General features: G+C 69.6%; 10 protein-coding genes. 4 read left to right on the top strand and 6 right to left on the bottom strand.

Going from position 1 to position 11,951, the window contains the following annotated elements:
- Positions 1–3: 3 nt before the first annotated feature.
- The 4 genes from glnA (at position 4) to ntrC (ending at position 4,737) form a co-directional block, all read left to right on the top strand.
- Positions 4–1,419 carry a type I glutamate--ammonia ligase gene (gene glnA / locus VHAB30_RS16345; protein WP_062470904.1) on the top strand — a complete coding sequence of 472 codons (1,416 nt, stop codon included), beginning with the start codon at positions 4–6 and terminating at the stop codon, positions 1,417–1,419.
- Positions 1,420–1,565: 146 nt separating this feature from the next.
- Complete coding sequence (locus tag VHAB30_RS16340; RefSeq protein ID WP_070059802.1) at positions 1,566–2,096, top strand: hypothetical protein; 531 nt, start codon at positions 1,566–1,568, stop codon at positions 2,094–2,096.
- Positions 2,097–2,110: 14 nt separating this feature from the next.
- Positions 2,111–3,190, top strand: coding sequence for a nitrogen regulation protein NR(II) (glnL, locus tag VHAB30_RS16335; protein ID WP_159277722.1), 1,080 nt, complete (start codon positions 2,111–2,113; stop codon positions 3,188–3,190).
- Positions 3,191–3,216: 26 nt separating this feature from the next.
- Positions 3,217–4,737 carry a nitrogen regulation protein NR(I) gene (gene ntrC, locus VHAB30_RS16330; RefSeq protein WP_159277721.1) on the top strand — a complete coding sequence of 507 codons (1,521 nt, stop codon included), beginning with the start codon at positions 3,217–3,219 and terminating at the stop codon, positions 4,735–4,737.
- 27 nt (positions 4,738–4,764) lie between these two features.
- On the opposite strand, the gene VHAB30_RS16325 is transcribed toward ntrC, so the two are convergent.
- The 6 genes from VHAB30_RS16325 to VHAB30_RS16300 all read right to left on the bottom strand — a co-directional run bounded on the left by VHAB30_RS16325 (position 4,765) and on the right by VHAB30_RS16300 (position 11,915).
- On the bottom strand, positions 4,765–5,295 hold the full coding sequence (locus VHAB30_RS16325) for a hypothetical protein (protein WP_159277719.1): 531 nt from the start codon (positions 5,293–5,295) through the stop codon (positions 4,765–4,767).
- 5 nt (positions 5,296–5,300) lie between these two features.
- Complete coding sequence (gene xth, locus VHAB30_RS16320) at positions 5,301–6,086, bottom strand: exodeoxyribonuclease III (protein WP_159277718.1); 786 nt, start codon at positions 6,084–6,086, stop codon at positions 5,301–5,303.
- A gap of 222 nt (positions 6,087–6,308) precedes the next feature.
- Positions 6,309–7,802: an ABC transporter permease gene (locus VHAB30_RS31345; protein ID WP_159277716.1), complete on the bottom strand. Its 1,494-nt coding sequence runs from the start codon at positions 7,800–7,802 to the stop codon at positions 6,309–6,311.
- A 76-nt stretch (positions 7,803–7,878) separates the two neighbouring features.
- Entirely contained in the window at positions 7,879–8,703 is an 825-nt protein-coding gene (locus VHAB30_RS16310) for a substrate-binding domain-containing protein (protein WP_159277714.1), read from the bottom strand.
- A 42-nt stretch (positions 8,704–8,745) separates the two neighbouring features.
- On the bottom strand, positions 8,746–10,665 hold the full coding sequence (locus VHAB30_RS16305) for a molybdopterin biosynthesis protein (RefSeq protein ID WP_159277712.1): 1,920 nt from the start codon (positions 10,663–10,665) through the stop codon (positions 8,746–8,748).
- Complete coding sequence (locus VHAB30_RS16300; RefSeq protein WP_159277710.1) at positions 10,662–11,915, bottom strand: molybdopterin molybdotransferase MoeA; 1,254 nt, start codon at positions 11,913–11,915, stop codon at positions 10,662–10,664. The genes VHAB30_RS16305 and VHAB30_RS16300 overlap by 4 nt, the downstream gene beginning before the upstream one ends.
- Positions 11,916–11,951 lie beyond the last annotated feature (36 nt).

Here is an 11,951-nt window from a genome sequence, read left to right as displayed (position 1 = left end):
CTGATGGCAAAGACCGTCGCCGATGTACTCAAGCTCGTCAAGGAAAACGAGGTCAAGTTCGTCGACTTGCGCTTCACCGACACCCGCGGCAAAGAGCAGCACGTGACCGTGCCCGTGTCGCACTTCGATGAAGACAAATTCACCTCGGGCCACGCGTTCGACGGTTCGTCCATCGCCGGTTGGAAGGGCATCGAAGCCTCGGACATGCAGCTCATGCCCGACCCGAACACCGCCAACATCGACCCGTTCTTCGAAGAAACGACGCTGATCCTGACCTGCGACGTGATCGACCCGGCCGACGGCAAGGCCTACGAGCGCGACCCGCGTTCGCTCGCCAAGCGCGCCGAGGCGTACATGAAGGCTTCCGGCCTGGGCGACACCGCCTACTTCGGACCGGAACCCGAATTCTTCGTGTTCGACGGCGTGCGCTGGAAGAACGACATGTCGGGCTGCTTCGTGAAGATCGAGTCCGAAGAAGCCTCGTGGAACACCGACAAGGAGTTCGAGCACGGCAACAGCGGCCACCGTCCCGCAGTCAAGGGCGGCTACTTCCCGGTGCCCCCGGTCGACAGCTTCCAGGACATGCGCTCCGAAATGAGCCTGGTGCTCGAATCGCTGGGCATCCCGGTCGAAGTGCATCACCATGAAGTGGCCAACGCCGGCCAGCTCGAAATCGGCACCCGCTTCAGCACGCTGGTCCAGCGCGCCGACTGGGTCCAGCTGCAGAAGTACGTGATCCACAACGTGGCCCACGCCTACGGCAAGACCGCCACCTTCATGCCCAAGCCCATCGTCGGCGACAACGGCTCCGGCATGCACGTGCACCAGTCGGTCTGGAAGGACGGCAAGAACCTGTTCGCCGGCGACGGCTACGCAGGCCTGTCGGACTTCGCGCTGCACTACATCGGCGGCATCATCAAGCACGCCCGTGCCCTGAACGCCATCACGAACCCCGGCACCAACAGCTACAAGCGCCTGGTGCCCGGCTTCGAAGCCCCGGTGAAGCTGGCCTACTCGGCCAAGAACCGCTCGGCCTCGATCCGCATCCCGTTCGTGGCCAACCCGAAGGGCCGTCGCGTCGAAGCGCGCTTCCCCGATCCGCTGATGAACCCGTACCTGGGCTTTGCCGCGCTGCTGATGGCCGGCCTGGACGGCGTGGAAAACAAGATCCATCCGGGCGAAGCCGCCAGCAAGGACCTGTACCACCTGCCGCCGGAAGAAGACGCGCTGATCCCGACCGTCTGCCACAGCCTGGACCAGGCCCTGGAGCACCTGGACAAGGACCGTGCGTTCCTGACCAAGGGCGGCGTGTTCACCGACTCGTACATCGACGCGTACATCGACCTCAAGATGCAGGAAGTCACGCGCTTCCGCATGGCGACGCACCCGGTCGAATTCGACATGTACTACTCGCTGTAAAAAGCGCCACGACGAGCCCGCCCCGGCGGGCAAGTAAGACAAAAGGACGGCCCCGGCCGTCCTTTTTCCTTGGTGCGGAACACCCTGTCGTGAGCGGGCCCGAATTGCATCAAAATGCGCGTTTGTCGCGCCCTCTCCGGATCCAAATGAAGACTGCTTCCCTGATTTTCCTGGCCGCCGCCTCGTTCGCCACCGCCACGGCGGCGCTCGCGCAAGAGCGCGTCTGGCGCTGCGGCAACGAGTACACCAACAACGCGACCGTGGCCCAGCAAAAGGGCTGCAAGATCATGGAAGGCGGCAACGTCACCGTCGTGCAGGGCACGAAGCCTTCGGGCGGCGGTGGTGGTGGCAGCGCGTCTTCGGGCTCGGGCGGTTCATCCGCCGCGCGCGCCCCGGCGGGCAGCCCACGCGTCGAAGGCGTCGACCAGCGTGCCCGCGACGGCGAGGCGCGCTCGGTGCTCGAGGCCGAGCTGCGCAAGGCCGAGGCCCGCCAGACCGAGCTCAAGAAGGAATACAACAACGGCGAGCCCGAGAAGCAGGGCAGCGAAGGCCGCAACTACCAGAAGTACCTGGACCGCGTGGCCGAGATGAAGGCCGAACTCGCGCGCAACGAGAGCGACATCGCCGGCATCCGCCGCGAAATCGGCCGCCTGCCCGGCAAGCCGCAAGCGCAGTAAGCGGCGCGCAGTCCATGGTGTTCGGCAAGAAGGCGACTGGCGCCAATCCGCGCTTTCGCGCCTTCGACCTCTTGTCCACGCTGATCGCGGTGGTCAACAGCGACGGCTCGGTGCTGTTCGCCAACGCGGGCCTCGAAGACGCGCTGGGTACCTCGCGGCGCACGCTCGAGGGCTCGCAGTTCGGCGCCTGTTTCCATGAGCCGCAGGTGCTGCGCACCGCGCTCGACGGCGCCAGCAGCAACGACTTCGCCACGCTGCGCTACGAGGCCTTCCTGCGGCGCGTGAACCACGAGCTGATGCCGGTGCAGGTCACGCTCGCGCACGGCGACAAGAAGGGCGAACTCATCATCGAGATGTCGCCGCTGGAGCAGCAGGTGCGCCAGGACCGCGAGGAGCGCCTGATCGACCAGGCGCAGGCCAACAAGGAACTCATCCGCAACCTCGCGCACGAGATCAAGAACCCGCTGGGCGGCATCCGCGGCGCGGCGCAGCTGCTGCAGATGGAGGTCGAGTCGCGCGACCTCATCGAATACACCCAGGTCATCATCCACGAGGCCGACCGGCTGCAGACGCTGGTCGACCGGCTGCTGGCGCCGCACCGGCGCCCGCACGTGGTGGGCGACGTGAACATCCACGAGGTCTGCGAGCGCGTGCGTTCGGTCATCTTGGCGGAGTTTCCGCGTGACCTGCACATCGAGCGCGACTTCGACGTCTCCATTCCCGAGTTCCGCGGCGACCGCGAGCAGCTCATCCAGGCCACCCTCAACATCGCGCACAACGCGGCGCAGGCCCTGTCCGAGCGTCGCGCGGCGGGCGATGCGCAGATCACTTTCAAGACCCGCGTGGCCCGCCAGGTGATCTTCAACAAGCAGTGGTATCGATTGGCACTGGAATTGCATGTCATCGACAATGGACCGGGTGTGCCGGACACGATCAAGGACCGCATCTTCTACCCGCTCGTTTCGGGCAGGGAAGGCGGGACCGGGCTGGGACTGACGCTTGCGCAAACTTTTGTGCAACAGCATCACGGCGTGATCGAGTGCGACAGCGTCCCGGGCCGAACCGATTTCAAGATATTGATTCCGCTGCCCTAGCGCAGCCCCGGCAACAGAGGAGATGCATGAAGCCGATCTGGATAGTTGATGACGACCAATCGATACGCTTCGTGCTCGAGAAGGCGCTGCTGCGCGAAGACCTGCCCACGCGCAGCTTCACGAACACACGCGAAGTGCTGGCCGCGCTCGAACAGGCCGAGGGCGACGAGCAGCAGGGCCCGCAGGTCCTGGTGAGCGACATCCGCATGCCGGGCGGCTCGGGGCTCGACTTGCTCGACAAGATCAAGGCCAAGCACCCCGGCCTGCCGGTCATCATCATGACCGCCTTCTCCGACCTGGACAGCGCGGTCTCGGCCTTCCAGGGCGGCGCCTTCGAATACCTGCCCAAGCCCTTCGACCTGCCGCGCGCCGTGGAACTCATCCGCCGCGCCGTCGACGAAAGCCAGCGCGAGGAGGTGTCCGAAGAGCGCATGGTCGCCGCCCCCGAAATGCTCGGCCAGGCGCCCGCGATGCAGGACGTGTTCCGTGCCATCGGCCGGCTGTCGCAAAGCAACGTCACGGTGCTCATCACCGGCGAATCGGGCTCGGGCAAGGAACTCGTGGCGCGCGCGCTGCACAAGCACTCGCCGCGCGCCAACGGCCCCTTCGTGGCGATCAACACCGCCGCCATTCCGAAGGACCTGCTCGAGAGCGAACTCTTCGGCCACGAGCGCGGCGCCTTCACCGGCGCGCAGACCATGCGCCGCGGCCGCTTCGAGCAGGCCGAGGGCGGCACGCTGTTCCTCGACGAAATCGGCGACATGCCCTTCGACCTGCAGACGCGCCTGTTGCGCGTGCTCAGCGACGGCCACTTCTACCGTGTGGGCGGCCACAACTCGGTCAAGGCCAACGTGCGCGTCATCGCCGCCACGCACCAGGACCTCGAGCAGCGCGTGAAGCTCGGGGGCTTTCGCGAAGACCTGTTCCACCGCCTCAACGTGATCCGCCTGCGCCTGCCGGCGCTGCGCGAGCGCGGCGAGGACGTGCCCGCGCTCACGCGCCACTTCCTGCAGCAGAGCGCGCGCCAGCTGGGCGTCGAGCCCAAGCGCATCTCCGACGCGGCACTCGCCAGGCTCGCGGCCTTCAACTTCCCGGGCAACGTGCGCCAGCTCGAGAACATCTGCCACTGGCTGACGGTGATGGCGCCCGCGCAGCTGATCGAGTCGAAAGACCTGCCGCCCGAAGTGATGGCGGGCAGCGGGGCGGACGTGCATGCGGCGGTGGCCGAGGTGGCGGCGCCCGTGCAGGCTGCAGCGCCGTTGGCCGTCGAGCGCGACGCGTCCGCACCGGTGGTCGCGGCTCCCGAGGCGGTGCCAGGCGCACCCGCCGGCCCCAGCGCCTGGGAAAGCGGCCTCGAAGCCGAGGCTCAGGCGCTGCTGGCCGCAGGCCGCACCGACGTGTGGGACGTGCTCACGCGCCGCTTCGAATCGCGGCTGATCCTCACCGCCCTGGCCAACACGCGCGGCCGGCGCATCGAGGCGGCCCAGAAGCTGGGCATCGGGCGCAACACCATCACCCGGAAAATCCAGGAACTCGGTATCGAATGAAAAGGCCCTCCCAGGGCCTTTTTTTTATTACCGGCTGCGCTGGCCGAGCGTGAGGGAATCGAGCTGGAAATTGCCGCTCTTGTCCCAGAGCCAGGTGTCGACATACGTGTGACCGCCCAGCTTGCCGGGGCTCGGCAAGGGCGAGGTCGCCTTGACCAGCTCCGCGATCATCGGCGGCACTTCGGGCGCATGGCTGGGCACGCGGCTGAAGGTGACGTTGGTGACCTTGCCGTTCGCATCGATCTCGGTCTCGACCACCACCACGGCGTACACCAGCGGCGGGATCTTGCCCTTGTAGATGCGGCTGGCATACGCCTTGTAGATGTGGCGCGCGCCGGTCTTGCGGTAGGTGCGGATCGCGGGCGTCTGCGCGGTGATGAGCCGCACAGTCGGCACGTCGCGGCTGCCTTCGGTGGCGGTTGCGCCGCCGGGCGATGTGCTGCCCGTGCCGCTTTCCGATCCGCCGCCCGGCTTGAGCACCGAGCAGGCGGCCAGCGCGAGCGCCGCGGCGGCGATCGCGGCAGAACGGGCAAGGCGTGCGGCGATCGGCGTCGTCATGGCCGTCAGGCGCCCCCGCCGAGTTCGAGCACCACCGGGGCGTGGTCGCTCGGCTTTTCCCACTTGCGCGGCACGCGGTCGATGACGCAGCTTTTCACCAGCGGCCGCAGCGGCTCGCTCACGAGGATGTGGTCGATGCGCAGGCCGCGGTTCTTCTGGTAGCCCAGCATGCGGTAGTCCCACCACGAGAAGCTCTTTTCGGGCTGCTCGAACATGCGGAAGCTGTCTGTCAGGCCCAGGCCCAGCAGCGCCTTGAAGTGGTCGCGCTCTTCGGTCGTGTGGTGGATCGTTTCCTTCAGGCCCACGGGGTCGAAGCTGTCGCGGTCTTCGGGCGTGACGTTGAAGTCGCCCAGCAGCACGAGGTTCGGGTGCGCCGCGAGCTCACGGGCCACGAAGTCGTGCAGCGCGTCGAGCCACTTCATCTTGTAGACGAACTTCTCGCTGCCCGGTTCCTGGCCGTTCACGAAGTAGCCGTTCACCACGCGCAGCGGGCCCGAGGGTGTGTCGAGGGTGGCGGCGATCACGCGCGACTGCTCGTCGGTGAAGCCGTCGATGTTCTTCACCACGTCGCGCAGCGGCGCCAGGCTGAGGATGGCGACGCCGTTGTAGGTCTTCTGCCCGAACACCGCCGCCTCGTAGCCGGCCGACTTCAGCACCTCGAGCGGAAACTTGTCGTCGGTCATCTTGAGCTCCTGCAGGCACAGCACATCGACCGGGTTGGCGATGAGCCAGTCGAGCACATGCTGCAGGCGCGCGGTGAGGGAGTTGACGTTCCAGGTGGCTATTTTCATGAGGGCTCTGCGTATTCGGTTATCGGGGGCGGTCGTGCGTTCGCAGCCGGTCGGTGAGGTCTCTGTGCAGGCGAAGGAAGTGGCCGCGCCCAGACCCGGAAGGAAGGCGTGTCGGCAGCGAGACCGCGACAGTGATTTCCATCGCGGTATTTTGCCTCGCTGGATCGGGATGCCGTGTAAGCGAAGGCGAGGGGCGCGGAACCGCCGACCCGCCCGCCGGCGCTAGGGCTGAAGGTACCAGCCCAGCTCGCCCTGCAGGAACTGGGCCGCCTCGGGCGGCAGATCGTCCGAATCGAAGAAGCTCGCCACAGGCCGCTCGACCACGATGCGCCCCGCGTGCAGGTAGGCCACGCGCGTGGCCAGGCGCTTGGCCTGCCCGAGGTTGTGCGTGCTCATCACGATCGTCACGCCGCTGTGGGCGACTTCTTCGATGAGGGACTCGATCTCGTTCTTGGCGCCGGGGTCCAGGCTGGCCGTGGGCTCGTCCAGGAACAGGATGTCCGGCTGCAGCGCCCAGGCGCGCGCCAGGCCCAGGCGCTGCTGCTGGCCGCCCGACAGCGACCGTGCCGAGCGCTCGGCATGTTCGAGCAGGCCCACGCGCGCCAGCGCCAGGCCGCAGCGCTCGCTGCGCTCGGCGGCCGGCACGCCCGCCAGCCACAAGCCCACCCACACGTTGCGCCACACCGAGAGGCTCAGCAGGAACGGGCGCTGGAACAGCATGGCCGCGCGCGGCAGGCGGCCTTCGGGCCGCAGCGGCAGGCGATCGCAGCGCCCTTCGCAGGGCAGCAGGCCGTGCAGCAGCCGCAGCAGCGTGGTCTTGCCCGAACCGTTGGCGCCCACGAGCACGAGCCGGTCGCCTCGGTGCAGGGTCAGCGAGGCGTCGTCCAATGCGACCAGCGCGCCGAAGCGCACCGTGGCGCGCTCGAGCCGGATCAGCGGCACCGTGCCGGCCGCGGCCGGCGTGTGCGGGGCGGGCGCGCGGCGTATCGCGCGCGGCTTCGCCGGCGGGGCGGTGCTCAGCGGACGCGTGGCCAGCCATTGCAGCAACCCGATGGCGCCGTTGACCGCGCCGACCACCGCCAGCAGCACGATGCCCAGCGCCAGGGCCAGCGCGAGGTCGCCCTTGCTGGTCTCCAGCGCGATGGTGGTGGTCATCACGCGCGTCACGCCGGCGATGTTGCCGCCGACGATCATCACGGCCCCCACCTCGGCGATGGCCCGCGCGAAGGCCGTGAGCAGCACGGTGGCCACGCCCATCCGGTCGTGCACCAGCATCAGCAGGGCGGTGGCGAGCGGCCCGGCGCCCAGCGAGCGCAGCTGGTCGCCGCCGTCGGCCAGCGCCGCCATCACGAGCCGGCGAGACAGCGCGGCGATCAGCGGCGTGACGAGCACGCTCTGCGCCACCACCATCGCCGACGGCGTGAAAAGAATGCCCAGTTCGCCCAGCGGCCCCGAGCGCGAGAGCAGCAGGTACACCAGCAGGCCCACGACCACGGCGGGCAGGGCGAGCAGCGTGTTCACCAGCCACACGGCCAGCACATGCCCCGGGAACCGCGCCACCGCGAGCCAGGCGCCCAGCAGCAGGCCGAACAGCGCGCCGATCAGGCAGGCCGTGGCGCTCACCTGCAGCGACAGCGCCGTGATGCGCACGAGTTCGGGGTCGGCGCCGGTGATGAGGCGCCAGGCCAGCGCCCAGCCTTCGGTCACGGTGTTCATCGAGAGACGGCTTTCATCGCCAGCGCGAGGCCGTGCGCATCGCGCAGCCCGGCCCCGTCATCGACCGGCGCGCCGGTCACTGGCCCGCGTTCGGGAAGAAGAGCTGCTCGCCGCCGATCTTGTACGCGGCGATGGCGGCCTGCCCGTCGCGCGACACGACCCAGTCGGAGAAGCCTTGCGCCAGGTCTTTCTTCACGTGCGGGTGCCTGGCCGGGTTCACGACGATCACGCCGTACTGGTTGAACAGCTGCTTGTCGCCCTCGACCACGATGCCCAGGTCGGCGCGGTTCTTGAAGTTGAGCCAGGTGCCGCGGTCGGACAGCACATAGGCATTGGTCGACGCCGCGATGTTGAGCGCCTGGCCCATGCCGCAGCCGCATTCCTTGTAGCCGGCCGGCTTGGTGGCGGCCAGGTCGATGCCGGCCAGCTTCCACTGGCGCAGCTCGGCCGCATGCGTGCCGCTCTTGTCGCCGCGCGAGACGAAGGCGCCGCCCGTGGTGCCCAGCCGCTTGAGGGCTGCCGCGATGTCGTTGCCGCGCACGCCGGCCGGGTCGGACTTGGGCCCGATCAGCACGAAGTCGTTGTACATGACCGCGCGGCGCGGCAGGCCGAAGCCTTCGGCGACGAACTTCTCTTCGGCGGGCTGGTCGTGCACGAACAGCGCGTCGGCGTCGCCGCGGCGCGCCATGTCCAGCGCCTGCCCGGTGCCCACCGCCACCACGCGCACCTCGGTGCCTGATGCTTTGGTGAACTGCGGCAGCAGGTGCTTGAACAGCCCCGACTGCTCCGTCGAGGTGGTCGAGGCCAGCACGATGAACTTGTCCTGTGCGTGCGCCATCGGGGCGAGCAGCGCGCCGGCGAGGGCGAGAAGAGTGAAGCGTCTGCGCGAAGCCATCGTCATCGTGTCAGTCCTCGAGAGTGAAAGAAAGAAGCGGTTCGGCCATCAGGCTGCGGCGTCGACGCGAAAGCCGAGCCGGCCCAGCGCTTCGCGCGCCGCGGCCGATTGCAGCAGCGCAATGAAGGCCTGCACCGGCGCGCGCGCAAGCCGTGCCTGGGGCACCACGAAGTCGTAGCGTTCCTCCTGCACGGGAATGAAGCCCAGCCCGTACTGCCGCGCGACCGTGTCGATGGCCAGGCCCCAGTCGGCGCGCTGCTGCGCCACGGCCACCGCCACCGCGTTGTGCGACTTGGTCTGCACGCCGTAGCCGGGCGGCTGCGCGCCGCCGAGCAGGCGGTCGATGAGGATGCGCGTGCCGCTGCCGGCGTTGCGGTTGACCATGGTGCAGCCGGGCTGCGCGGTCGCGGCGGCGATGGCCGCGGCGGCGTCCAGGCCTTCGAAGCGCGTGTCGCCGGGGCGATGGACCACGCCCTGCATGCGGCCGTAGCCCGTCACCAGTTCGAGGCCCGGCGTGAGCAGCGGCCGGTTGTAGACGCCCGTCGCCGGGTCCATCAGGTGGATGCCGGCCACGTCGCATTCGCCGCGCCGGGCGGCCATCAGCCCGCCCGTGCTGCCCACGTTCATGGCCTTGATGCGGATGCCCTGGCGCATCAGCTCGCCGGCCAGCCAGTCCAGGCCCACGCAATGGCTGCCGATGAAGATCAGGTCGGCGGCGTCCAGCCCCTGGCCCAGCAGCTGCACCTGCACGGGGGCGCCGGCATCGACGATCTCGGTGTGCTGGCCGATGGTGATGAAGCCATCGGCGCTGCTGAAGGTGGTGACCGAGCCCGAGCCCTTGCCCATCGGGTAGGCGGCCACGCCGTCGTCGGTGGGCACCAGGCCCACCAGCAGGTACTCGGTGCGGCCGCGCTCGGAGTTCACGCGCATCGGCAGCGTGGCCGCCACGTGCGCATGCCGCTGCGGCGGCCGGCCCGCGAAGGCGCGGATCACGGGCGCCAGGAATTCATGGAAGGTGAAGACCGCCGAGGTCGGAAAGCCCGGCAGGATCACGACCGGCTTGCCGCCCGTGACCGCCAGGCACACCGGCTTGCCGGGCTTGAGCGCCACGCCGTGCGCCACCACGCCCGGGTCGCCGAGGGCGGCCACCACGCGGTACGACAGGTCGCCTTCGCCCTTGGACGTGCCGCCCGAGAAGACCACGGCGTCGCATTCAAGCCCGCGTGCAAGCGCGGCCGACAGCAGCGCTTCGTCGTCGGGGATCACGCCCAGGCGCACCGGCTCGCCGCCCAGTTCCTCGACTGCGGCGCCGATGATGGCGGCGTTGGAGTCGTACACCGCGCCCGTGGGCAGCGGCGCACCGGGCGCGACGATCTCGTTGCCGGTGGAGAAGATGGCCACGCGCGGCTTGCGCCACACGGCGACCTCGGCCAGGCCCAGCGCGGCGAGCACGCCGATCTCGCGCGAGCTCAGCACCTGGCCGGCGCGCAGCACTGTTTCGCCGCGTGCGATGTCGGTGCCGGCGTAGCTCACGTTCTCGCCGGCCGTGGCGGCGCGGCGCACCTGCACGTTGCCGTCGTCGAGGTCGGTGTGTTCCACCATCACCACCGCGTCGGCGCCGCGCGGCAGCATGCCGCCGGTGGCGATCGCCGTGGCGCACCCGGGCATCACTTCGCGCTGCGGCACGATGCCGGGTGCCAACGTTTCGCCCACGAGGGCCAGCGCGCGGACCTGTTCTTCCATCGCGCCCCAGGTGTCGGCGGCCTGCACGGCAAAGCCGTCGACATTGGAGCGGTCGAAGCCGGGCACGTCGATGGCGGCCACCGCGTCGTCGGCAAGCACCCGGCCCAGCGCCGCGTGCAGGGGAACGGTCTCGCGGCCCAGCGGCGCGAGGCTCAGGTGTTCGCGGAAGCGGCGCTCGGCCTGGTCCCGCGTGACGACATCGAGAAATTGCGATTGGGCTTTCACAGGCACTCGTACAGATGAACAGTGACGTCGGTCCCGGGCCCGAAGCCTTCGCTTTCGGCGGGGGCGATCACGAAGCCGTCGGCGCGCGTGGTCGAGCTCAGCACCGAGGCGCCCGAGAGCGCGAGCGGCTCCACGCCGTCGGCGCCGATCTTCACGCGCACGTAGTCGACGCGCCCCACCTGCGAGACGATCTTGCGCGCCACGGTGGCGCGCGTGCGCGGGTAGGGCCAGTCGGCGGGCCGGCCGCCGAGCTGGCGGATCGCGCGCCCGGCAAAGAAGTCGTAGGCGCACAGGCAGGAGACGGGGTTGCCAGGCAGCAGGAACACCAGCGTGTCGCCGATGCGCCCCATGCCGGCCGGGCTGGAGGGCCGCATCGCGATGCCGTGGATCGCCAGTTCGCCGAGCTCGGCCAGCAGGCGCGGCGCGTGGTCCTCGGCGCCCACGCTGGAGCCGCCGGAGATGAGCACCACGTCGGCGCCGGGCGCGGCCAGTGCCTGCGCGATGATTTGCGGGTCGTCGCCCAGGCGCTGGTGCGACGCGAGCAGGCCGCCGTCGCGCGCCACGAGGCCACGCAAGGTGACGGAGTTGGCGTCGTAGATCTCGCTCGGGCCCTTGGGCGTGCCGGGCGCGCGCACCTCGTTGCCGGTGACGAGCAGCCGCACGCGCGGGCGGCGCACCACCTGCAGCTGCGCCAGGCCGAGCGACGCCGCCAGCCCCGCGTCCTGCGGGCGCAGGCGGCGGCCCGTGGCCAGCGCGGTGCTGCCGCGCGCGATGTCCTCGCCGACGTGGCCCACGTGCTGGCCCGGCGCGACGGCGCGCGTGATGGCCAGGCGCCCGTCCTGCTCGCTCGCGTACTCGGCGGGCACCACGGCGTCCAGCCCGCGCGGCACCGGGGCGCCGGTCATGATGCGGATGGCGGCGCCCGCGGGCACCTCGCCTTCGAAGGGGCGGCCGGGCCAGGCGTGGCCCGCGATCGGAAATTCGAGCGGGTTGTATTCGCCGGCGCCCGTGGTCTCGCCGCCGCGCAGCGCATAGCCGTCCATGGCCGCGCGGTCGAACTCGGGCACCGCGATGGGCGCGATCACCTCCTGCAGCAGCACCCGCCCCGTGGCCTCGTCGACGGCCACGGATTCACCGGGCAACAAGGGCGTGTGGGCATCGATCCAGGCGAGGGCGGTGGGCACCTCGGCGCGCTGCGTGAAGCCGCGCATACGCACATCGGTCGAGGCAGTTCGTTCGGGTGTGGGCATCGGGGCCAGTATAGAAGTTGGAGGTCGCCGGCGTGG

Origin of the sequence: Variovorax boronicumulans, from assembly GCF_009811375.1 — a bacterium.
Classification (GTDB): Bacteria; Pseudomonadota; Gammaproteobacteria; order Burkholderiales; family Burkholderiaceae_C; genus Variovorax; species Variovorax boronicumulans.
Note: the sequence above shows the minus strand (reverse complement) of the source record. Positions and strands in the feature narration are given on the sequence as shown.